15 protein-coding genes are annotated in these 22,655 nt (G+C 63.2%); 9 read left to right on the top strand and 6 right to left on the bottom strand.

Annotated features, from left to right (window positions below; genetic code table 11):
* Window positions 1–222 precede the first annotated feature (222 nt).
* The 9 genes from N826_RS15145 (at window position 223) to N826_RS15105 (ending at window position 15,509) form a co-directional block, all read left to right on the top strand.
* A complete protein-coding gene (locus tag N826_RS15145; protein WP_044430178.1) occupies window positions 223–5,208 on the top strand; it encodes an AAA family ATPase in 4,986 nt (1,661 codons plus the stop codon).
* Window positions 5,205–6,689, top strand: coding sequence for an ATP-binding response regulator (locus N826_RS15140; RefSeq protein WP_044430175.1), 1,485 nt, complete (start codon window positions 5,205–5,207; stop codon window positions 6,687–6,689). The genes N826_RS15145 and N826_RS15140 overlap by 4 nt, the downstream gene beginning before the upstream one ends.
* 181 nt (window positions 6,690–6,870) lie before the next feature.
* Entirely contained in the window at window positions 6,871–7,923 is a 1,053-nt protein-coding gene (locus N826_RS15135; protein WP_052831316.1) for an AAA family ATPase, read from the top strand.
* 22 nt (window positions 7,924–7,945) lie between these two features.
* Complete coding sequence (locus tag N826_RS15130; protein ID WP_044430173.1) at window positions 7,946–8,803, top strand: ParB/RepB/Spo0J family partition protein; 858 nt, start codon at window positions 7,946–7,948, stop codon at window positions 8,801–8,803.
* 946 nt (window positions 8,804–9,749) lie between these two features.
* Window positions 9,750–10,706, top strand: coding sequence for a calcium-binding protein (locus N826_RS15125; RefSeq protein WP_052831314.1), 957 nt, complete (start codon window positions 9,750–9,752; stop codon window positions 10,704–10,706).
* A gap of 146 nt (window positions 10,707–10,852) precedes the next feature.
* Window positions 10,853–12,631 (top strand): type I secretion system permease/ATPase, encoded by a 1,779-nt coding sequence (locus N826_RS15120; RefSeq protein ID WP_044430170.1) that lies wholly within the window; start codon window positions 10,853–10,855, stop codon window positions 12,629–12,631.
* A gap of 12 nt (window positions 12,632–12,643) precedes the next feature.
* Window positions 12,644–13,984 carry an HlyD family type I secretion periplasmic adaptor subunit gene (locus N826_RS15115; RefSeq protein ID WP_044430410.1) on the top strand — a complete coding sequence of 447 codons (1,341 nt, stop codon included), beginning with the start codon at window positions 12,644–12,646 and terminating at the stop codon, window positions 13,982–13,984.
* A gap of 17 nt (window positions 13,985–14,001) precedes the next feature.
* On the top strand, window positions 14,002–15,027 hold the full coding sequence (locus tag N826_RS15110; RefSeq protein WP_084720771.1) for a M23 family metallopeptidase: 1,026 nt from the start codon (window positions 14,002–14,004) through the stop codon (window positions 15,025–15,027).
* A gap of 8 nt (window positions 15,028–15,035) precedes the next feature.
* Window positions 15,036–15,509: an AAC(3)-I family aminoglycoside N-acetyltransferase gene (locus tag N826_RS15105; RefSeq protein WP_052831370.1), complete on the top strand. Its 474-nt coding sequence runs from the start codon at window positions 15,036–15,038 to the stop codon at window positions 15,507–15,509.
* Window positions 15,510–15,513: 4 nt separating this feature from the next.
* Here the strand turns inward: N826_RS15105 and N826_RS15100 are convergent, their stop codons facing one another.
* The 6 genes from N826_RS15100 to folE form a co-directional block, all read right to left on the bottom strand.
* Window positions 15,514–17,118: a DHA2 family efflux MFS transporter permease subunit gene (locus tag N826_RS15100; protein WP_084720770.1), complete on the bottom strand. Its 1,605-nt coding sequence runs from the start codon at window positions 17,116–17,118 to the stop codon at window positions 15,514–15,516.
* The gene (locus N826_RS15095; protein ID WP_063772260.1) at window positions 17,115–18,182 is read right to left on the bottom strand and encodes an HlyD family secretion protein; all 1,068 of its coding nucleotides are present in this window, start codon (window positions 18,180–18,182) and stop codon (window positions 17,115–17,117) included. The genes N826_RS15100 and N826_RS15095 overlap by 4 nt, the downstream gene beginning before the upstream one ends.
* A gap of 94 nt (window positions 18,183–18,276) precedes the next feature.
* On the bottom strand, window positions 18,277–19,113 hold the full coding sequence (locus N826_RS15090; protein WP_084720769.1) for a class I SAM-dependent methyltransferase: 837 nt from the start codon (window positions 19,111–19,113) through the stop codon (window positions 18,277–18,279).
* Entirely contained in the window at window positions 19,091–20,914 is a 1,824-nt protein-coding gene (locus N826_RS40035) for a sensor histidine kinase (RefSeq protein WP_052831309.1), read from the bottom strand. Before N826_RS40035 ends, N826_RS15090 begins: the two co-directional genes overlap by 23 nt.
* A gap of 69 nt (window positions 20,915–20,983) precedes the next feature.
* Window positions 20,984–21,496, bottom strand: coding sequence for a putative pterin-binding protein (locus N826_RS15080; RefSeq protein WP_044430158.1), 513 nt, complete (start codon window positions 21,494–21,496; stop codon window positions 20,984–20,986).
* 89 nt (window positions 21,497–21,585) lie between these two features.
* Entirely contained in the window at window positions 21,586–22,236 is a 651-nt protein-coding gene (gene folE / locus N826_RS15075; protein ID WP_084720768.1) for a GTP cyclohydrolase I FolE, read from the bottom strand.
* Window positions 22,237–22,655: the final 419 nt, after the last annotated feature.

Raw genomic sequence — 22,655 nt, 5'->3', positions numbered from 1 at the left:
GCTGTCAAGCGCTGAATTGTCGAAATCGCCGACGTTCTGCCGAAGCGCTCCTTCCGTCCTGTAGCGCACGCATTGAAAACGAAGGCCTTTGTGGCCGAAAAGCGTGGCGGTATCGCGATCTGACGATTTGATCGGGCTGGCGGAAAGTGAGATGCTTGGTTCCAATTAGCATCGCGCTCATGTCGCGACCCCGTTTTCCGGTGCGCGTTGCAGGCATTTACAATGGACATATCGTTATACTCCTCGGACATCCTGCGCGGAGACGGGGAGCTGGGGCTGTTCCGTGCCCAGTCGCCGGACGGCGCGCATTCCGTCCTGGTGCTGGCACCGCTGGTCGAGCAGCCGGACCCGGCGATCACGATGCGGATCGAGTCCGAATTCGTCGTCGCCGGTGAGATCGCGAGCGATTGGGTCGTCCGGCCGCTTGGGCTCGACCGGACCACCGCTGTCCCGCGCCTGATCCTGGAAGATCAGGGCGGCGATCCCGTGCCGATCGGGCCGGTACGCCCTTCCGGCCTGGGACGGTTCCTGCGTATTGCCGCCGGGCTTGCCGCCGCGGTCTGCGAAATCCACCGGCACGGGCTGATCCACAAGGACATCAGACCGGCAAACCTGCTGGCGGATCAAGCCGGGCGCGTCCAACTGACCGGCCTCGGCCTGGCGACGCGGCTGCCGCGCGAACGTCAGGCGTTGGTCCCGCCGGAAACGATCGCCGGCATTCTGGCCTATGTGGCGCCGGAGCAGACTGGACGGATGAACCGCTCGGTCGACGCGCGCAGCGACCTCTATTCGGTTGGCGTCACGCTGTACGAGATGCTGACCGGCACCCTGCCGTTCGCGGCAGCCGACCCGCTGGAGTTGATCCACTGCCATATCGCACGGCCACCGACGCCTCCCGGTGAGCGAACGCCCGGCATACCCGGCCAGATCGAGACCATCGTTCTGAAGCTGCTGGGCAAAACCGCCGAGGAGCGATATCAGACCGCCAAGGGCCTCGAAGCGGACTTGCGGCGCTGCCTGGGAGAGTGGGAAAAGGCGGAGCGGATCAGTCCGTTCCCACTAGGCGCGCACGATGTTCCGGACAGGCTTCTGATCCCGGAACGGCTTTATGGCCGCGACGCGGAAATCACCGTACTGGTCACGGCATTCGACCGGGTCGTGAACAACGGTGGCATGGAGGTGGTGCTGATCTCGGGTTATTCCGGGATCGGAAAATCCTCCGTCGTCGCCGAACTGCACAAGGTGCTCGTCCCGTCGCGGGGCCTCTTCGCCGCCGGCAAGTTCGACCAGTTCAAGCGCGACATACCCTATGCGACGCTGGCGCAGGCTTTCCAGGAGCTCATGCTCCAGATCGTCGGGAGGGGGGAGGCCGAGGTCGCGGGCTGGCGCGATGCGCTGCGCGAAGCATTGGGCGCCAACGGCCAGCTCATGATCAATCTGATCCCCGAACTGGAACGCATCGTCGGCCCGCAGCCGCCGGTCCAGACGCTGCCGCCCCAGGATGCGCAGAACCGTTTCCAGCTTGTGTTCCGCCGGCTGCTGGAAGTCTTCGCCCGGCCCGAGCACCCGCTCACCCTGTTTCTCGACGACCTTCAATGGCTGGACCGCGCGACCCTCGACCTGATCCGTCATCTGGTCGAAGGGCAGGAGACGCCGCATCTTCTGCTGGTTGGAGCCTATCGTGACAACGAGGTGGATGGACTGCATCCGCTTTTCCGAACGATCGAGGGCATCCGGGAAATCGGCACCCATGTCAGCGAGATCGTGCTGGGGCCACTTGCCCCGGAGGACGTGGAGCACCTTCTGGCTGACACCCTGCGCGCCGATCCCGACCGGGCAGCCCCGCTAGCACGGCTGATCCATGGCAAGACCGGCGGAAATCCGTTCTTTGCGATCCAGTTCATCTCGACGCTGGCGGATGAAGGACTGCTGGGATTCGATCCGAAAGGCCGTGGCTGGAACTGGAGCCTGGACCGGATCCGCGCCAAGAACCTGACTGACGATATCGTCGATCTGATGATGACCCGGCTGGCTCGCCTGCCCCGGCAACAACTGGATATCCTGAAGCTGCTGGCATGCCTCGGCAATGGTGCTGCCGTGTCGACGATAGGGCAGGTGCGCGAGCCGGACTCCGAACCGGCGGACAAGCTTCTGTGGGAACTTGTCAATGCCGGTCTGATTGGGCGGAAGGACAGCGCCTATGCGTTCGTCCATGACCGTATCCAGGAAGCGGCCTATGCCCTGATCCCGACCGCGGAACGACCGGCGCTGCATCTGGGTATCGGCAAGGCGCTGTCGGCCGGCCTGGATGCGGCGGAAATCGAAGAGAACGTCTTCGAGATCGTCAACCAGCTCAACCGGGGCGCTGCGTTGATAGAGGATGCATCCGAGCGGGAGCGCTTAGCCGAGTTGAACCTGACCGCCGGCAGGCGGGCCAAGGCCGCCACCGCCTACGCTTCAGGCCTGACCTATCTTGCCATGGGAGGCGATCTGCTGGAGGCTGGCTGCTGGGATCGACGCTACGACCTTGTCTTCCAGATCGAACTGAACCGTGCCGAGTGCGAGTTCCTGACCGGAGACATGAATGCGGCGGAGGATCGCCTGAACCTGCTGCTGTCCAGGACGGAGAGGCTGATCGATCGTGCGGCTGCGACATGGCTGCTGGTGACGCTATACACCGCGCAGTGTCAGCTTGGCCGCGCGGTGGAAACCTGTCTCCGCTATCTGAAAGGGATTGGCGTGGAATGGTCGGCGCATCCCAGCCGCGACGACGTGATGGAGGAGTTTCGGCCGATCCGCGATGTCATCGCCAGGGGAGGGATCGAGCGGCTCGGTGTGCTCCCCCGTCTGACCGACCCGGAACACCGGGCGACGCTCGACGTGCTTACGGCTGTACTGCCACCGGCTTTCTTCACCGACGAAAACCTGGTCTGCCTGGTCCTGTGCCGTGCGGTCAACTTCAGCATCGCCAACGGCAATTCCAGCGCATCCAGTCTGGCCTACGCTTATCTTGGCATGGTGCTCGGGCCGTATTTTGGCGATTATCGAGCCGGATACCAGTTTGGCAAACTCGGCTATGACCTCGTTCGCCAGCATGGCCTCGACCGGTTCAAGGCGCGCGTCGGCATGTGCTTCGCCTATCACGTCCTGCCGTGGACGCAGCCTCAGCGTACCGGCCTGCCGCTGTTGCGGCAGGCCTACGACACGGCATGCGAAGCCGGGGATGTGACCTATGCCGGATTCTGCGCCTGCACCCTGATATCGACCCTGCTCGGGTGCGGCGAGCCTCTGGGAGACGTTCAGCGCGAGGCGGAGCGCGGGCTGGATAGCGTGCGCAAGGCCGGCTTCGGGCTGGTCGCCGACATCATCACCACCCAGATCAGGCTGATCGCGACCCTACGCGGATTGACACCGAGACTCGGCTCCTTCGCCGATGCCGGGTTCGACGAGGCCCGGTTCGAGGCGCATCTGGAGTCCGATCCCAGCTTGACCATTGCGGCCTGCTGGTACTGGATCCGCAAGCTTCAGGCCTGCGTCTGTGCCGGCGATGCGGCAGCGGCTGTCGCGGCGGCGGCCCGGGCGAAGCCGCTGATGTGGACGACCGGCGGCCATTTCGAAATGGCCGAATATCATTTCCACGCCGCACTGGCGCACGCTGCCAGATACGACGGCGCGCCGGTAGCCGACAAGCCGAACTACCGGACCGAACTCGACCGGCACGCGGCACAGCTCAAGGTCTGGGCGGCGAGTTCGCGTGAGAATTTCGGACACCGCTCCGCCTTGGTCGATGGGGAAGTCGCCCGGATCGACGGGCGCGGCGTCGAGGCTTTGAAACTGTTCGAGAGCGCTGCTCGCTCGGCCCGGGCCGGTGGCTTTCTCCAGGTCGAAGCCCTGGCCTTCGAGACCGCCGCCCGCTTCTGCATAGCAACCGGGCTGGATCTCATGGCCGACGTCCACTTGAGGCACGCGCTGAACGCATGGCGCCGGCTGGGGGCGGAGGGCAAGGTGAGGCAGTTGCTTGAACTGCACCCGTGCCTGCGGGATGAAGCCATGCTTTGGGGTTCGCCGGCCGCACCCCTCGGCCGGGTGGTCGAGCACCTGGACCTTGCCGCCGTCGTCAGGACCTCGCAGGCGATCTCCGGTGAGACCAGCCTGGAGCGGCTGATCGGAACGCTGATGGTGATAGCCCTCGAGCACGCGGGCGCCGACCGTGGGTTGCTCATCCTGCCGCACGGCGGCTCGTTATACGTCGAGGCAGAGGCAAGGGCAGGGCGTGAAGCCGTCTCGGTCGATGTACGGGCCAGCGCGCTGACGTCCGACTTGGCACCGCAGTCGCTGCTCCATACGGTGATCAGGACACGGGACAGCCTGCTGCTGGACGACGCGCGCGGAACCCATGCATTCGACTCCGACGACTATTTCCGGCACGCCTGGTGCCGGTCCGTGCTGTGCGTTCCCCTGATCAAGCAGAGCGGACTGGCCGGCCTCCTGTATCTGGAGAACAGCCTGACGCCCTATGCCTTCACCCCGGCACGTATCGCCGTGCTGAAGCTCCTGGCGTCCCAGGCGGCGGTATCGTTGGAAAACGCATCGCTCGAAGAGAAGGAAACTTTGCTGAAGGAGGTCCATCACCGCGTTAAGAACAATCTCCAGCTGATCAGCAGCTTGCTCAGCCTCCAAGCGTCCAGGATCGAAGACCCTGCCGTGGCGGAACTGTTCGCCGACAGCCGAAATCGGGTGCGGTCGATGGCGCTTGTCCATGAGAACCTGTACCGCGCCGGCGATTTCGCCAGGGTTTCCATGAAGGCGCATATCCAGAACCTGTGCTCCCACCTGATCCGCGCCTATGGAGCACAGAGCCGGAATGTCGATCTGGTCATGCATATTGAGGACTTGCAGATGGACATGGACCGTGCTGTTTCATGTGGTCTGATCATCAACGAACTGGTCTCCAACGCCTTGAAGCACGCATTCCCCGACGACAAGGCCGGCCATATCGAAGTCGCACTCTCGCTCCAGCACGATCGAAGATGCATGTTGACCGTCAGGGACGACGGTGTCGGGCTTCATGCAGGTTCCACCAGTTCTGGTTCGCTGGGGCTTCAGCTCGTCCAGGACCTGACACAGCAATTGCGGGGAACGATCGCGGTGACTCACGACAAGGGCAGCAGCTTCTCGATTTCGTTCGATGTGGACGGGCGTCGATGACACCGGCGAAAATCCTTGTCGTGGAGGACGACCGGGTGGTCGCCCGTGATATCGCGCAGCAGCTGGTCCGTATCGGTCACAGCGTCGTGGGCACGACCGCCGTCGGCGAGGAAGCGCTGCCGCTGGTATTGGAAACCCGGCCCGATCTGGTGCTGATGGATATCCGGCTGGAAGGCGAGATGGACGGCATTGACGCCGCCCAGCAGATCCGGGATGCCTGCCTGATCCCGATCATTTTCCTGACCGCCTATGCCGATGACGAGACGGTCAGCCGAGCCAGCCGGACCGAGCCCTTCGGATACCTTCTGAAGCCTTTCGAGGACAGCCAGCTCCGCACGGTGATCGAGATGGCGATGGCCAAGCACACGGCGGAATCAAGGTTGCGCGCCAGCGAGCGCCGCTTCGTCGCCACCCTGTCGAGCATCGGCGACGCCGTCATCGCGACCGACGCCGATGCCCGCATCACCTTCATGAATCCGGTGGCCGAGGCCCTGACCGGTTGGCCCCAGGACGAAGCGATGGGATTGCCACTCCCCGACGTGTTCCGCATCGTCAACGAGGACACGCGCGCAACCGTCGAAGACCCAGCCGCCAAGGTACTGCGGCTTGGGACCATCGTCGGTCTGGCGAACCATACCTTGCTGATCGCCCGGGACGGCGTCGAGCGGCCGATCGACGACAGCGGTTCTCCCATCGTGGACGATCACGGCGCCGTCATCGGAACCGTGCTGGTGTTCCGCGACCAGACCGAGCGGCGCGCGATCGAAGAAGCCCTGCGCAAATCCCAGACCGATATGGCCAACGTCGCCCGCTTGACGACCATGGGCGAACTGGCGGCGTCGATCGCGCACGAAGTCAACCAGCCCTTGACGGCGATCGTCACCAATGCCGGCGCCTGCTTGCGTTTCCTGGATGAAGCGCGACAGGGAGTGGAGCGGATCGTCCGCGACGGTCACCGCGCCGGCGATGTCGTCCGCAGCATCCGGGGCCTGACCCGCAAGTCGTCCGCCGAACTGACCGAACTCGACCTCAACGAGACGATCTCAGATATCCTGACGCTGCTGCGCGGCGAACTGCGCCGTCACGACATTTTGCTGGAAACCGACCTGTCGCCGGATCTCGGGCCGGTCATGGGCGACCGGGTGCAGTTGCAGCAGGTCATGCTCAACCTGATCAAGAACGGTATCGAAGCGATGGGGACCGTGACCGACCGGCCCCGCGTCCTGCGCGTCTGCTCCCGCTTGAAACTTCCCGGCATGGCCCTGGTCGCGGTCGAGGATACCGGGATCGGCCTGGAGCCGGACAGCATCGACCGCATCTTCGATGCCTTCTTCACGACCAAGCAGGAGGGCATGGGCATGGGGCTGGCGATCTGCCGCTCCGTCATCGAAAGCCATGGCGGCCAGCTATCGTCGGCGCCGCGACAGCCTCACGGCAGCATATTTCAGTTCACGGTGGCGCTGGCGGCAGCTTCTCCCTGACGGCTGTCAAATCGCGCCGATGCCGAGCTTCGTGATTGAGGGACTTCGGCGGAGCATGCCCGGCCGCTGAGGCGGCCAAGTGGTGCCGTAATGTGACATTCGCCTTGCCCTCTTCCCCGGTGCGTCAACTCGGCATTGTCACGTTGCGTCAACTGTGTATGGTGTGATGCGAACACACCGCATGACGGCGACGCAGATATTCGACGTCGAATACCGGGGAGCTTCGATGATCGGCCCAGAATTGAAGACGCTGCGCGAAGGCCGGGGAATGGACCAGCGCGCCTTTGCCGAACACCTCAACGGACAACTCGGCCGCAGCTATGACAAGGCCCGCATCTCCCGGTGGGAGTCCGGGGCCGAACGCATTCCGGCGCAAGTCGCCAAGTTCGTCGCCGCTGAGATGGCGCCCAAAGCCCTTGTCCCCAAACGCTGCATCATACTGGCTGTCGCCAATCAGAAGGGTGGGGTGGGCAAGACCACGTCGGCGGTCAACTTGGCCTTTCTGCTTGCCAATGCCGGTCTGAAGGTCCTGCTGATCGACAGCGACCCGCAGGCGAGCGCCACGGCGCATCTTGGCATCGATCAGGCGGAAGCCCATGCTGCGGGAAACACGCTGTATCCGGTCCTCCGCCAGGAAAAGCCCATCACGGACGTTATCGTCCCCGTCTGTGATGGTTTGTTCGACCTCGTGCCGTCGACGATAGCATTGGCCAATGTCGATATCGAACTGGCATCCGACCCGGTCAATGGCGGTCCGCTTGCCATGCGTGACCGGCTGGAACCGCTACGCGGGATCTACAATGCCGTCGTGATCGACTGCGGCCCTACCCTGTCGATGCTGACGGTCAACGCGTTGAATGCTGCCGATCAGTTGCTGGTGCCGGTCCAGACGGAAACGCTGGCGGGCCTCGGCGTCTCGCTGCTGCTGGAAACGGCGAACAAGCTGCGGCGGCGCAGCAATCCTGGTTTGCAGATCCTTGGCCTGCTGCCTACCATGTATACCTCGCGCAATGCCGCTGAGAAACTGACGCTGGAAGAGTTGCACGAGTTGTTCGGCAAGGTGATCCGGATCTTCGATCCGATCCCGCGGACGACGAAGTTCACCCAGTCGGCGCGGGCGCAGCTGCCCCTGCTCAAGGCCGCTCCCAATGCTCCCGGAGCCGAGGTCTATCATGAGATTACCCGTACCCTCATCACCCATATGATTGCGGAGGATGGTCGTGTCGCTTCTTAAGAAAGCTCAAAAAGGGCCGTCCATGATGAGCAAGGCAGCCGCCCAAGTGCGGAGCGATGTCCTGTTCGGCACCAGTTCGAACTTCCCGAGGATGGTCGAGATCGACCTGACGGCCATCGACCGCAACCCCAATCAGCCGCGCCAGCACTTCGACGAGGACGAACTGCAAGGTCTTGCGGAATCGATCGACAGGATGGGACTCAAGCAACCGATCCTGGTGCAGCAGACCGACGGTGGGCGCTATGTCATAGCCGCTGGTGAGCGGCGGTTTCGGGCCCATCAGCTGCTCGGGCGAGAAACCATCTTCGCCATCATCACCGATGGCGATCTGGACGAGATTGCCCTGATCGAGAACCTCCAGCGCGCCGAACTGGATGCGCTGGAGGAAGCCAGGGCATTTGCCCGGCTGATCGAGCGCCATAGCTACACCCATGAGGAACTTGGGCGGATCGTTTCACGCAGCCAAGGTGAAATCGCGAGGACGCTGGCTACCCTGAAGCTCCCGGAAGACATGTTGCTGGAATATCCGGCATTCCGTAAATCGATTTCCAAGTCGCTCCTTCAGGAACTTGCCTTTATCGACGATAGTGCCCTGCGCCAGAACCTGTGGGAAGAAGCCAAGGTTGGCAAGCTGACCATCCGGGGCCTTCGCGAAACGAAGAAGAGTACGGTCGCGACGGACGGGCAGGGACGGAAGCCCATGCCAGCGGCAACGACCGCTGCGGATGTCGCCAAGTTGCTGGCGAGCGTTCAGAAAAACATCAAGCGTACCAGCATCGATATCGTGGCGCTTCGGCAGCGGAAGGCGACGCTCGATGATAAGCAGCGCGAAGTGATCCGTTCTCTGCGCAACCAGCTGAACGATCTGCTTGGCGATTGAAAGGCGTTGCAAATCAAAGCCGAACTTAGGGGATCTTGGGAGATCCCCTCCGGGATCTTCGTTCACTCTCCTGGCGGTTTTCCAGAAAGTGGAAATTCGCTTCGATAGCAGGCAGATCGGTGCGGCTGAGGCCGATATCCCTCAGTGCATGGTCGCTCATGGCTTCCAATGTCAAGGTTCGGGCTTGAGAGGTCGGACGATCCCAATCCCAACCCCGGTTGCGTCGCAGGCGTCGTATTCTCAGCGCGGCCAGTATCGAAGGCATCATGGCATTGTACTTTCAACGCAAGTCAATGGTTCAAATCTCGGTAGTCTCCAAGCTTTTCATGGAAAAGTGGAAGCCGACGATTGATCCAGCGTTGATATCGCGTGGAAGGAGGCTGGGACTCCATATTCGCTGCTCCCCACCAGGCTGAAAACCGGCATTCATCATCATGGTATGGATGGCTATCGTGAAACAGCCGAATGGGCTTTGTTTTAAACGGCCTGTTTAGGTCTCATGCAGGTTTTCAGCCCTACTATGAGAAAAGGATATAATCGAAAGGCGTATAAGCGACGTGTATATTTTAAACACACTGAAATGAACATATAAACGGATGTTCATGTATTCATAAAAAGGAAATTTTTTTTAAAAGTTCGATCATTTCAAACAAATGAAACTATCGACGACTGGTAGTCTCAACCGGATCATTTATCACACCAATAGGTCTTATACGGGAGGGCGGAATTCGAACAGTTCTCTACCATAAGTCTTTGTACCTTTATGAGCAGCCCAAGTGACACCCTGCTGAGTTAGTATCAGCATTGTAGAGGGCCAATACATAGACAGAAGCCGTATTCCGCGATAAAGGCGGAATGGCAAGAAACCTCACCCATAGCTCAGAACACATCCCTTAGATATCCAGTGTTCTGGTCTGTCCTCTATCATCAACTGGAGGGAATATTCATGGCCGAATACAACGCAGGTGACGAAGGTTATGATAAGGAACATGACACCGACGACTACGATGATCATGACGATCATCACCCCGGTGCTAAATACAAAGTAATTTACGGCACCAAGTACGACGATAATCTCCACGGAACCTACAAGGACGAGATTTTCTTCGCCGGCAAGGGCAATGACAAGGTGTACGGTTACGGTGGTGACGATATCCTCTTCGGTCAGAAGGGTAATGATTATCTCTCAGGTGGCAACGGTTACGACAAGATTTATGGTGGCAAGGGCGACGATTACCTCGACGGCGGCAACGGCGACGACAAACTCTCCGGGGATGAGGGATACGACAATCTCTTCGGCGGCAAGGGTGACGACAATCTCTCCGGCGGCAAGGGCGACGACAAGCTTTATGGCGGCGACGGTAGAGACGAATTGCACGGCGGCAAAGGCGACGACAACCTGTGGGGCGGCGACGGCAAGGATAAGCTCTACGGCGGCGACGGCAGAGATGAATTGCGCGGCGGCAATGGCGACGATGACCTGTCCGGTGGCGACGGCAAGGATAAGCTCTGGGGCAACGATGGCCAGGACACGCTTTCCGGCGGGAATGGTGACGACAACCTCTGGGGCGGCGATGGAAAGGACTCTCTGTACGGCAACGACGGTGACGATTACCTAGACGGCGGTAACGGCGAGGACTATCTCTCCGGCGGCGACGGCAAGGATACCCTCTATGGCGGCGACGGCAGGGATTCCCTGTACGGCGGCAACGGCAGGGATTCCCTGTACGGTGGCGACGGAAAGGACGTTCTCTACGGCAATGACGGCGACGATCACCTCAGAGGCGGCAAGGGTGCCGATACCCTGACTGGCGGTGACGGTAAGGACACGTTCTATGTGGACAAGTGGGATACCGTCACCGACTACAAGTATGGTTACGACGTGATCGTCGAAATCGCCTGAGGCGCAAGCCTGCGATCCCTGACCTGACGCTGTAAGGACGGCGGGTTCGGCAGCCAGCCGGACCCGCTCCATTCCGGTCATCCATGCGCCGGGATGCAATTTCTCCTGTCATTCCGGCATCCAAGCCGGTCCGGGGGCGCTCAGATATGCCTTGCGACAGACTCCTGACGGTAGCTCTTTCCCGTTGCCGGCGTCCACTGATGTGGATCGCGGGGTTCAGCCTCGTAATCAATATACTGATGCTGACCTCGTCGCTGTACATGATGCAGGTCTTCGACCGCGTCCTCGCATCGGGCAGCATCGGAACGCTGCTGTTCCTGACGCTGGCTGCGGCACTGGCCCTGGCGCTGATGGCGGCGCTGGATTTCATCCGATCGCGCATCCTGTCAGGGCTGGGGGAGTGGCTCAACCGGCGCCTGGGCGCCATAACCCTGGAGAAGTCGCTGGAGAGCGTGCTGACCGGACGGAACGACCGCTCGGACGCCCTGCGCGACCTCGACACGCTCCGAAGCTTCTTTTCCGGCGGCGTCACCTTCCTGTTCGACGCGCCATGGGTCCCGGTCTACATCGCGGTGATATACCTGCTGCACCCGGTCCTTGGACACACGGCCCTCGCCGCCGCCGTCATCCTGTTCGCGCTGGCCCTCGCCAACAATGCGCTGACCGGGAAACCTCTGGTCGCTGCGGGAAACGCCAGCCGCCGGGCCATGCGTACGGCTGATGCGGCGCTCAGGAACGCGGAGGCCGTCGAAGCGATGGACCTGATGCCCGGGATTGTCCGCCGCTGGGAACGGGACCAGTCGGCCATGATGGATAACCAGGCGTCGGTGGCACGTACCGGCGCCCTGCTGCTGGATCTCACCAAATTCCTGCGCCAGATGGTCCAGATCGCCATCCTGGCGCTGGGCGCATGGCTCGTCGTCAAGCACGAACTGACGGGAGGCGCCATGATCGCCGGTTCGATCATTCTCAGCCGGGCGCTCCAGCCGGTCGAGCAGGCGATCAGCGGATGGAAGCAGGTTTCCAACGCGCGGGCCGCAAGGAAACGGCTCCACGAATTCCTTAACCGTCCGGAGCGGCGTCCCGCGGGATTGCCGCTACCACCGCCGGCCGGGCACCTCGTCGTGGACAATGTGTTCTTCAAGCATCCCAACAGCCAGAAGCCCGTTCTGAAAGGTATCTGCTTCGATGCCCGTCCGGGAGAGGCTGTGGCGGTGATCGGTCCGTCGGCCGCCGGCAAATCGACCCTGGCCCGGCTGCTCGTCGGCCTTCACCCGCCGATATCGGGGACGGTACGGCTGGATGGGGCGGAGATCTTCATGTGGCACCGGCAGGATATCGGACGCTATCTGGGTTACCTGCCGCAGGATGTCGAACTCTTCTCCGGTACGGTCGCGGAGAACATCGCGCGTCTTCGGACCCCCGACTCGTCCGCCGTGGTCGCGGCGGCGCAGCTTGCCGATTGCCACGACATGATCCTGCGTCTGCCTGCTGGCTACGACACCGAGATAGGCGAGGGCGGCGCCATGCTGTCGGGCGGACAGCGCCAGCGCATTGGGCTGGCGCGGGCATTGTACGGAGATCCGAAGCTGGTGATCCTGGATGAGCCGAACGCCAGCCTCGACATCGAGGGCGACGATGCCCTCAATCAGGCGATCGCCGCTATGAAAGGGAAGGGGGCTGCCGTCGTCGTCATCGGGCACCGCCCCAGCACCCTGTCGCAGGTCGAACGCATCCTGGTGCTGCGCGATGGCCGGGTCGCCATGTTCGGACCCCGGTCCGACGTGATCGAGGCCCTGAAGCGGCAGCGGGTTCAGCCGATACCGCCGCAGCCCAGGCCGGCCATGCCGGCAGCGCCGCAAGCAGCGCCACCTCCGGCAGCATCGCCGAACGTCCGGATCGTCTCGTCCGAAACGGCAGAGTGAGAAGAGATGCCCATGACCGCGCTTCTGAATTCTTCCGCGATTTCGCAGCCCTCTTTGTCGCTCCCCGAGCGACCGCCGGTCGGACGTCCGGTGATGATGGGGATCATGCTGACGCTGTTCGGTTTCGGCGGCTTGACGGCATGGTCGGCACTGGCGCCGCTGGCGAGCGCCGCGATAGCGCCGGGCATCGTGACGGCGGATACCAACCGCAAGACCGTCCAGCATCTCGACGGAGGGGTGATCGCGGAAATCGCCGCGCGCGACGGCGACCGCGTCGAAGCCCGCCAGGTACTGATGCGCCTGGACGATCTGGAAACCAAATCCGTCGTGACGCTGCTGGAAGGCCAGCGCCGCGCCTATGCCGCACAGGAAGCGCGGCTGCTGGCCGAGCGCGATGCCCGGGACCGGCTGGTCTTTCCGGACGATCTGGCGGCCCTGCGGAGAACCGCCGACATGGCCGAGATCCTGTCCGGACAGGAGCGCATCTTCCAGAGCCGGCGCATGTCGCTGGAAGGCCGGGTCGATGTGACGCGTCAGCGGATCGCGCAGTACCAAGCCCAGATCAAGGCGTTCGAGGCCCAGTTCAACGCTGGGCACCGGCAGCTCGACCTGATCCGGGAGGAACTCAGGGACGTTGCGGAACTGACCGCGAAGGGACTGGAACGGAAACCCCGCCTATTGGCGCTCAAGCGGCAGGCCGCCGCCCTCGACGGCGAACAGGGGGAATTCCAGAACAACATGGCACAGGCGCGCGAAGCCATCGCCGAGGCCGAGATGGACATCCTCCGGATCCGGGCGGACCGCCAGAGCGAGGTCGCGACCGAACTGCGCGAGGTCCAGACCCAACTGGCCGAGGTCATGGAGAAACTGGCGGCGGCGCAGATACGCCAGGGCCGCCGCGACGTGCTGGCTCCGGAAGCGGGGACCGTGCTGAACCTCCGCTACTTCGCGCCCGGCGCCGTGGTCCCGCCGGGAGGGCCGATCCTCGATCTGGTGCCTCGGGACGACTCCCTGGTAGTCGAGGCGCGGGTTAAGCCCAGCGATATCGACGTTGTCCATGTCGGACTGGCGGCCAAGATCGTCTTCAGCGCCTTCAAGAGCCGGACAACGCCCCAGATCGACGGTAAGGTGACCCGTGTCACGGCCGATGCCCTCAAGGACGAACGGACCGGGGAGTTCTACTATGTCGCACGCGTTGCCGCCGATCCGGCCGAGCTTGAAAAGCTTGCCGATGTCAATCTGCAAGCCGGCATGCCGGCAGAGACCCTGATCATCACGGGAGAGCGTACGATGCTGCAATACCTGATCCAGCCGATCCAGGACACCTTCCGCAGCGCGTTCCGGGAACAGTGAGCGAGAGGTATTCCGCCTTGGGGTTTTCCGTCGTATCCTGGTCGTTCCGCGTCGTGCCGAAGTCCGTGCCGTCGCTCGGTGCGGCGGTGCTGGTCCTGGGGGTGTTTCCAGCAGCGGCCGGCGACCTGAAACTCGCCTTGCCGGTCGCGTGCGAGATCGGCCGCGACTGCTTCGTGCAGAACTTCTTCGATCATGATCCCGGACCGGACCGGCGCGATTACGCCTGCGGCAGGCTGAGCTACGACGGTCATCCCGGAACGGATTTCCGGGTGGCCGACCTGCCCGCGATGATGCGCGGGGTGACGGTCGTGGCGGCAGCGGGCGGCATCGTCAAGGGAGTTCGCGACGGCATGCCCGATGTCGGGCTTGCCGGTACCAGCCGCGAGGCGCTGAAGGGCAAGGACGCCGGCAACGGCGTCGTGATCGATCATGGGGACGGCTGGGAAACGCAGTACAGCCACCTGTTGAAGGGCAGCGTCACCGCGCGGCCTGGACAGGTGGTCGAGGTGGGAACGCCGCTGGGACGGATCGGAATGTCCGGAGCGGCGGACTTTCCCCACGTCGATTTCTCCGTGCGCCATGAGGGCGAGGAAATCGACCCGTTTACCGGAACTGGAAGCGCGGTCGCCTGCGGTGAGACCGGGCGGACGCTGTGGCGGGCGGAGGCGCTGGCGGCGCTCGAATACCAGTCCACCGGCGGGCTTGTTTCCGGCTTCGCCACCGGGCCGGCTGCTTCGGAGGAGGCCAGGAAGGGCGCCTATGCCCAGGAGTCGCTGAGGGACCCGCCGGCGCTGGTGTTCTGGGCGGATGTCTTCGGCGTCCAAGCCGGCGACGAACAGCGGATCAGCATAGCCGCTCCGGGCGGCAAGGTGATCCACGAGAACGTATCCAGGCTCAAATCCAGCAACGTGTCATGGTTCGCCTTCACCGGCCGGAAACGCCCCGCGGAAGGCTGGCAGACCGGCAAGTACCAGGGCACATACACCCTGCTGAGGAACGGCGTGTTGGTCGCCCGCCTGGAGGATACCGTCGAGGTTCAGTGATGGGAGATATGTCTCCGCCGCCTTTCACGCTACGCCGCCTTGGACCTTCCGACGTCCCGCTTCTTCGCAAGCTGAACGGAGTGTTCGGCGACGCCTTCGCCGACTGCGAAACATACGGGGCCGATCCGCCGCAGGACACCTACTTGGAAGGTCTGCTGGCCAAGGAGCACGTGGTGGCCCTGGTGGCGCTGGCGGGTGAGGACGTCCTGGGTGGACTTGTCGCCTACCAGCTCGACAAGTTCGAGCGAGCGCGGCGCGAGCTGTATATCTACGACCTTGCGGTAGCGGAAGAACACCGCCGCCGGGGCATCGCGACCGCGTTGATCCAGCACCTGTGCGGAATTGCAGCGCGCAGCGGCGCCTGGGTCGTCTACGTTCAGGCCGACTTGGACGATGCCCCGGCCATCGCGCTTTACGAAAAGCTGGGAGCGCGGGAGGAGGTGCTGCACTTCGACATCAAGGTCGAGCCTCCGCCCCGGTAGTTTCCTATGCGGCAGCCGTCCGCCGGACGAAGGGCAGCAGCAGCACCGCTACTGCCATGATGCCCGCCAGCATCAGCAGCAGGTCGTTGAACGCCATGACCTCGGCCTGCAAGTTGACGATATCGGACATGACCCGCAAGGCCGCCAAGTCCGGGTCCTGGCGAATGACGTCCGAAAGCTCCGCCGCGATCCCGGCCAGCCGGTCCTGGACCTGCGGATCGAAGGCGTCGAGGCTTTCCGCCAGCCGGCTTCGGTGCAGCACGGTGCGATCCTCGAAAGCGGTGGCGACCCAGGCAAGGCCGATGGCTCCGCCCAAGTTGCGAGTCAGGCTGAACAGTCCGCTGGCATCTCGCACCTGTCCGGCCGACAGCGTCCCCAGCGCCAGTCCGGTCACTGGGACGAAGCAGAGCATCAGCGAGAAACCACGTACGGCCTGCGACCAGAACAACTCGTCAAAGTCCCAGTCGGCCGTCATCCCCGTCGCCAGATAGAGCCCCGATGCGAACAGGGCGTATCCCAGCGCCAGCACATAACGCGGATCGACCCGCGTCGCCAGCCAGAGGGAAACGGGCGCCCCCAGCACCTCGAAGGCTCCGGTCACCAGCAGGGTGTAGCCGATCTGTTCGCTGTTCAGGCCGCGCACCCGGCCGAGATACTGGGCCATCAGGTAATCGCCGACGAACAGCCCTGCTCCCAGCGCGAAATTGAACAGGCAGCCTAGGGTGAAGTTGCGATTGCGGAAGACGCCGAGATTCAGGATCGCCGCCGGCTGCCAAAGACAACGCCAGACCAGCAGCGCGCCTGCCAGGGCCGCCGCCAGCAGCAGCGCCCTGATGCTGCCGTCGTCCAGCCATTGCAGGCGCGGCCCTTCGTGCAGGACGTATTGCAGGCTGCCCAGCGAGATGGCCAGCAGCGAGGCGCCGAAGCTGTCGAAGTTCCGCAATGCCGCCTTGTCGCCCTTGTCGATATCGACCAGCAGCCAGACCGCCCATGCCACCGCCAGCCCCGGCAGGACCGTGATGAAGAACAACCAGCGCCATGACAGCGCCTGCGTCACCATCCCGCCGAGTGCCGGACCGATCGTCGGGGCCAGCGTTGCGACCAGACCGATCAGCACCGTCATGCGCACCTGCTTTGCCGGCGGAAACATCAGGATATTGGCGGCGAACAGCGTCGGGATCATGGCACCGCCCAAGAATCCCTGGAGTGCGCGCGCCGCCGTCATCTCTCCCAGCGACGAGGCCATGCCGCACAGGAGGCTCGCGACCGCGAAGCCGATGGCCGACAAGGTGAACAGCAGGCGCGTCCCGACCGCCCGCGACAGCGTTCCGGCCAGCGCTATCATGACGATTTCGCCGATCAGATAAGCGCTCTGGACCCAGCCGATCTCATCAAGGCCGGCGCTCAGACCGCCTTGTATCTCCTTCATCGAGCTGGTGACGAGCTGGGTGTCGACGATCGCCAGGAACAGACCCGCCACCATGGCGTAGAAGCCGAGACTCTGCCGCATGCTGTGATCGGTCCTGCTCGGCAGGGAAGCCGGCGGTGCGGTGCGCCGGAACAGGAAAGGCAGGACCTTTCGCGGTCCGGCCGGCAGGACCGCCGTCATGGTGCCGCTTTCCCGTTCACCGGTGCTGCGGCGGGTAACGGGGAGGCAAGGGCGCCGAACGCGGGTGCCGTTCCGTCGTCAGCTTCCCGCGTATCGATGGAAGCTTCGACCGAAAGTCCGGGCCGCAGGATGCCCGCCTGCCTGTTCTCGGGCTCCAGCGCTATTCGCACTGGGACGCGCTGGACGATCTTGGTGAAATTGCCGGTGGCGTTGTCCGGCGGCAGCACGCTGAAGCGGGAGCCGCTGGCCGGGGCCAAGCTCTCTATCCGGCCGAAAAGATCCTTCTCGGCATAGGCGTCGACGGTGATGCGGACGCGCTGGCCGATCTTCATCCGGCTGAGCTGGGTTTCCTTGAAGTTGGCGACGATATGGACGGTATCCAGCGGCACCACCGCCATCATCAGGGTGCCGGCCCGGACGAACTGCCCGATCTGCGCGCCACGATTCCCGACGACGCCGTCCACCGGCGACCGGACGACCGTACGTTCCTGATCGATCCGCGCCAGCCTCAGCCGCACCTCCGCCTGCTGGACCCTGGCCGAGGCCTCGCGCATCTCCGCTTCCAGCGTGAGTATCCTCTTCCGGTCGGCCGCCAGTGCGGCGACGGCGCCGTTATAGGCCGCATCGCCCTTGTGGGCGTCGGCTTCGCGTTCGTCGTATTGCCGCCGCGACACGCCTTCGCGGGTGACCAGGACGGCGGACCGCTCCAGGTCGCGCCGCGTTCTGGTCCGTTCCGCCTCGGCGGACGCCACCGCTGCGGAGGCCGCGTCCACCGACGCGACGGCCTGGGCGATCCGCGCCGCCGCGGTCGCAACGGCCGCCGTGGCCAATCCTACCGCCGCCGAGGCCTCCTGCACCTTCGCGGCATATTCCTCGTCTTCCAGCACCGCCAGGATGTCGCCTTTCCTGACCGGCTGGTTCGACTCCACCGGCAAGTCGCGGATGTAACCGGACACCTGCGGGCTGATAGCCGAGATGTCGGCCTCCACATAGGCGTTGTCCGTTGTCTCGATGAAGCGTGCCGCCGTCCACCAGTACCACCCGCCCAGTCCGGCGCCGGCCACCAGGGCCGCACAGACGAGATGCTTGAAAATGCCCAGCCAGAAAGTTTTTGCTGAAGAAGTCTTTGCTGAAGAAGCTACGAGTCCGGCCACAGAGTCAGCCCTGTCCGATATCCAGGGTGCGGGCTCGCACCCCCTTGAAGGAGAAGTAGTTCATGGGCGGTTTGCCGGAGACATCCTGCCGTTTGCTGAAGACGCCGTAGCAGCACCAGCCGGTGGCGCGCCACCATGCGGCGATACCGGAGTCGACATCGCGGGTGACCAGCGCCTTGAGCAGCAGCAGGGGAAGCAGAACCATGTCGATCAGCCGCTGGTCGTATCGGGTGACCAACGGAATGCAGCTCCAGTAGATCGACATGCGGTACAGCGCCTGGGGTGTGAAGGGGCGCCCGACATGGGTAGGATCGTCCCAGTACGACAGGATCAGGTGGAGGTGCTGTGCCCAGGGAAACGACCACCGGACCGACCGGTCCGACGGAGTTTCCACGAAGATCGTCCCACCAGGCCGGCAGACCCGGACGGCTTCCCCGAAAGCCTCGTGCGGGTTGGTCAGGTGTTCCAGCACATGACTCATCACGACGCAGTCGAACTGGTCGTCTTCCCAGGGCAATGGCTCGCGGCACAGGTCGGCCCTGCGGAACTCGCCATGGATCACGCCCGTCCCCTCGTCCAGGTCGCAGCCGGAATGGCGCAGGTCCATGCGCTCCAGCGACTCAGCCCGGTGGACGACCGTCCAGCCCTGGCACCCGATATCGAGCACCCGGGCGCCAAGCGGCAGATTGGACAGCACGGTGGACAGCGATCCGGCCGGCGACTGGGGAAAATCCCGGATGGACATCGGCTTGCCGGCTAGCGGACCCGGGCGTTGGGACGTACCGGTGCGCAGCGTGGCGGCTGGCCTGACGTCGGCCTCAAGATGCGATAAGCCTGTCATTTCGCATCCTCCTTTCTGGTTGTTTGGGAAAAGCGACGGCGGGAGCGCCACCGCCGACGCGTTCGGGCGGCAGGGTGACGACCGCCGTCGTCCCGGCGCCCGCTTCGCTCAGGAGCTTGAAGGATCCGCCATGGAGTTCGACCATGGCCTTGACCAGGGACAGGCCAAGGCCGGTTCCCTCGTACCGGCGCTGCAAATGGTTCTCCAGCTGGACGAAGGGTTGGATCACCCTGTCGATATCCTCGGGTGCTATCCCGATGCCGGTATCGCTGATCCGCACCTCCAGCCCGCCGGCGGCATCATGGACGAGGGTGACCGTGACCCGCCCGCCTGACGGCGTGAACTTCACGGCGTTGCTAAGGAGGTTGAGCAGGATCTGCCGCAGCAGCCGCTCGTCCGCCCGCACCAGGCATGTGCCGGCCGGCAGTTCGTAGGTGATTTCCACTCCGCCTTCGGCGGCGCGGTGCCGGAGCATCCGGACGACGTCGGAGGTCACCCCGTCGAGCCTGACCACTTCCTCCGACAGTTCGAGCCGGCCGGCTTCGATCTTCGCCATGTCCAGGATATCGTTGATGAGGGACAGCAGGAGCCTGCCGCTCTGGTGGATGTCCTGGGCATATTCGCTGTAGCGTTCGCTGCCCAGCGGTCCCATGAGCTGACTGGCCATGATCTCGGAGAAGCCGATGATCGCGTTCAGGGGTGTCCGCAACTCGTGGCTCATATTGGCGAGGAAGCTCGTCTTCGCCTTGTTGGCGCGGTCGGCCTGGTCCTTGGCCTCCTGAAGGGCTAATTCCCGCTGCTTCAGTTCGGTGATGTCCGTGACGATGCCCACCGATCCGCCGTCCTGCGTGCGCCTCTCGCTGATGCGGACCCAGCGGTTCTTGCTGAGCGCAAGTTCGAATGCCTCTCGCGGGTTGCGGTGCTGGGCCAGGCGCGCGGCGAGCCAGCCGTCGGGATCGGCATAGGCGTCCGGAATCACCCAGGCATCGACCAGGGCGCGCTGGATATCCTCGAACCGGCAGCCGGGAACGAACAGGTCTGAAATGGGAGCGTGTAGTTCCTGATACTGCCTGTTGCACAGAACCAGCCGGTGATCGCCGTCGAACAGGACGAAACCGTCGCCGATGCTGTCGATCGCGACCCGCAAGCGGTGGACGGCCGATTTGGCCAGCGCCTCGGCGCGATGAACCGACAGGTTCTCCCGGAACAGCAGAAGGATCAGACCCAGGCCGCTGACGAGAAGGCCGGCCAGCGACATGTTCAATTCCAAATGCACCTGTTCGAGCTGCGTATTGACGAAGATCGACTTGCCCTCGTCCCGGACCAGGGCGCTTACGATCAGGTCGTCGAGCGGCTTCGCCTTCTGGTCGAAACGCTGGCGCAGCGTTCGATAGGCGTCGATCTCGCCCTTGCCAAGCTCATGAAGTACGGGTTCGATCTCCCTCAGCATCGCCATGAGCCCGGACACCAGTTCCTGCAACCCGGGCACCGCTGCGTAGCGCTGGCTGTCCCGTCCCTCGACGAAGAGCGGCAGCCGGCTCCACAGCACGTCGAGGCGTTGCAGCAGATCCATCTTGGTGACGTCGGAACCCGGCTGTGCGAAGAGGTCGAGCGTGGACGCGAACCGGAAGAACTCGAACCGGGTCTGCGCTACCAGCCACGTCGTATCCGACAGTTCTATCCGCCCGATCTCCTCGTATTTCCTGAGCTTGACGATGCTGGTGGCCATGGACGCCATGACGCCGACCATGAGCAGGCACAGGACGATGCGGGCACCGTTGATGGAGAGTAGTTTGCTCATCGCTCTCCCCGCGCGGCTTTCCGCCTGCCTTTTTTCAGGGTGCCCGGATTCATGGTTGCCCCGTCTGGCTTACTGCACGGTCATGGCGTTGACCTGCCAGACCATCCGGTGATCCACCTCCTTGGTGTTCAGTTCGGGAAACTCGTCGCGCGGATAGATCACCCAGAGAGGTCCCTTGTCGCGGGGTGTCAGGTATTTGCCGTTCATCTTGAATGCTAGTATAACCGGGTAATCCTTAACGTCCTTGAACGGGATCGTGTAGCTGTAGTCGTTGATCGCGGCGACGCGGACCGACTTGACTCCGTCGGCGCCGATTTTCGCCAGCACGTCCGTAATCAGGACCCCTTCGAATTCCACCACGCCGTCGGTCCAGGACGTGGAGGTTTTGACGGTGCGCGTCCCGATCGCCTCGAACCCGGCACGGTCGAAGACGATCTCGTGGTTCTGGCCGGTCTTCGGCACGGTGATCCGGAGCACGGGGAATTCCGCGGCCTGAGCCGGCGCGACCGGCGTCAGGAGATCCGCAGTGGCCATGGCACCCAGGAAAAGAGCGGCACAAAGCGCTACGCTGGACAGGCGCATCGGGAGATCCTTCGATGTTCAGGGGACGGGAACCGCCGGTGGAGCAGGTTCGTGTGGAAGGGGCAAGCGCCCTCTTCAGGCCGAAAAGATCAGGATGAGCGGATCAGGTCGAGGAATTCCCGCCGGGTCGCGGGATCGGTCCTGAATGCGCCCAGCATGCGGCTGGACACCATGCTGACGCCGGGCTTATGGATGCCGCGTGTGGTCATGCACTGGTGCTCGCCTTCAAGTACGACGGCGACGCCCAAGGGCTGAAGAACCTCTTCCAAGGTATTGGCGATCTGGGAGGTCATCTTCTCCTGGATCTGGAGGCGCTTTGCGTAGACATCGACCACGCGGGCCAGCTTGCTGATGCCGACGACGCGGTGCCGGGGCAGATACGCGACATGGGCCTTGCCGATGATCGGCACCATGTGGTGCTCGCAGTAGCTCTCGAAGCGGATGTCCTTGAGGACGACCATTTCGTCATAGCCGTCGGTTTCCTCGAAGGTCCGCTGCAACAGGTCGACCGGGTCGACCTTGTAGCCGGCGAAGAACTCCTCGTAGGAGCGCACGACGCGGTCCGGCGTCCCCAAGAGCCCCTCCCGGTCGGGATTGTCACCCGCCCAGAGCAGCAGCGTGCGCACGGCTTCCTCGGCATCGGCGCGGCTCGGGTAGGCTGGCCGCAAGGAGGCATCCGCCAAGTTGCCGGTCAGGCTGCGATCATCAGAGATGGCATCGGCAAGTGTATCAGCAATCATCCAGGCACCTGAAAGTTGGGAGTGGACAACATAGCGTCTCCAGTGATCGCATATCCGTTCGTATAGTCTCTATGCGCCGCCGGACAATCCAGTGTTTGTTCTTAACTACTATTGGCTCCACGGCTTGGTGCCGTGCTGAGCACTTGGTGTAGGGCATATTTGCCGCGAAAGAGGCTTAACTCAATACGATTTTAGATAAAAATCAAAGTAATTTTCTATGCTGACTGACTAAGTGGTTAGGTCGAGAGGCCGCATAGGTGGGGCGGTCTAGCCAATCCTGCGGATCATGGGCATAAACCTTGTTGTGAAAGAAAGAGTATGCAGAGCCGCTGACCGGACGCTCGTCTGATTTTAATGGTAGCCGGCGGTCGGGAGTGGCAACATTGATTATCCTTGACCTTGGCATTCATGCGCGGGGA

This window comes from Skermanella aerolata KACC 11604 (genome assembly GCF_000936425.1).
In the GTDB taxonomy this organism is placed as follows: Bacteria; Pseudomonadota; Alphaproteobacteria; order Azospirillales; family Azospirillaceae; genus Skermanella; species Skermanella aerolata.
This window is presented reverse-complemented; position numbering and strand designations above follow the sequence as displayed.

Bases quoted from the DNA above. Each gene is read 5' to 3' on its own strand.
- N826_RS15145 (WP_044430178.1), top strand. From the start codon at position 223: ATGGACATATCGTTATACTCCTCGGACATCCTGCGCGGAGACGGGGAG.
- N826_RS15140 (WP_044430175.1), top strand. From the start codon at position 5,205: ATGACACCGGCGAAAATCCTTGTCGTGGAGGACGACCGGGTGGTCGCC.
- N826_RS15135 (WP_052831316.1), top strand. From the start codon at position 6,871: ATGACGGCGACGCAGATATTCGACGTCGAATACCGGGGAGCTTCGATG.
- N826_RS15130 (WP_044430173.1), top strand. From the start codon at position 7,946: ATGATGAGCAAGGCAGCCGCCCAAGTGCGGAGCGATGTCCTGTTCGGC.
- N826_RS15125 (WP_052831314.1), top strand. From the start codon at position 9,750: ATGGCCGAATACAACGCAGGTGACGAAGGTTATGATAAGGAACATGAC.
- N826_RS15120 (WP_044430170.1), top strand. From the start codon at position 10,853: ATGCCTTGCGACAGACTCCTGACGGTAGCTCTTTCCCGTTGCCGGCGT.
- N826_RS15115 (WP_044430410.1), top strand. From the start codon at position 12,644: ATGACCGCGCTTCTGAATTCTTCCGCGATTTCGCAGCCCTCTTTGTCG.
- N826_RS15105 (WP_052831370.1), top strand. From the start codon at position 15,036: ATGTCTCCGCCGCCTTTCACGCTACGCCGCCTTGGACCTTCCGACGTC.
- N826_RS15100 (WP_084720770.1), bottom strand. From the start codon at position 17,118: ATGACGGCGGTCCTGCCGGCCGGACCGCGAAAGGTCCTGCCTTTCCTG.
- N826_RS15090 (WP_084720769.1), bottom strand. From the start codon at position 19,113: ATGACAGGCTTATCGCATCTTGAGGCCGACGTCAGGCCAGCCGCCACG.
- N826_RS40035 (WP_052831309.1), bottom strand. From the start codon at position 20,914: ATGAGCAAACTACTCTCCATCAACGGTGCCCGCATCGTCCTGTGCCTG.
- N826_RS15080 (WP_044430158.1), bottom strand. From the start codon at position 21,496: ATGCGCCTGTCCAGCGTAGCGCTTTGTGCCGCTCTTTTCCTGGGTGCC.
- folE (WP_084720768.1), bottom strand. From the start codon at position 22,236: ATGATTGCTGATACACTTGCCGATGCCATCTCTGATGATCGCAGCCTG.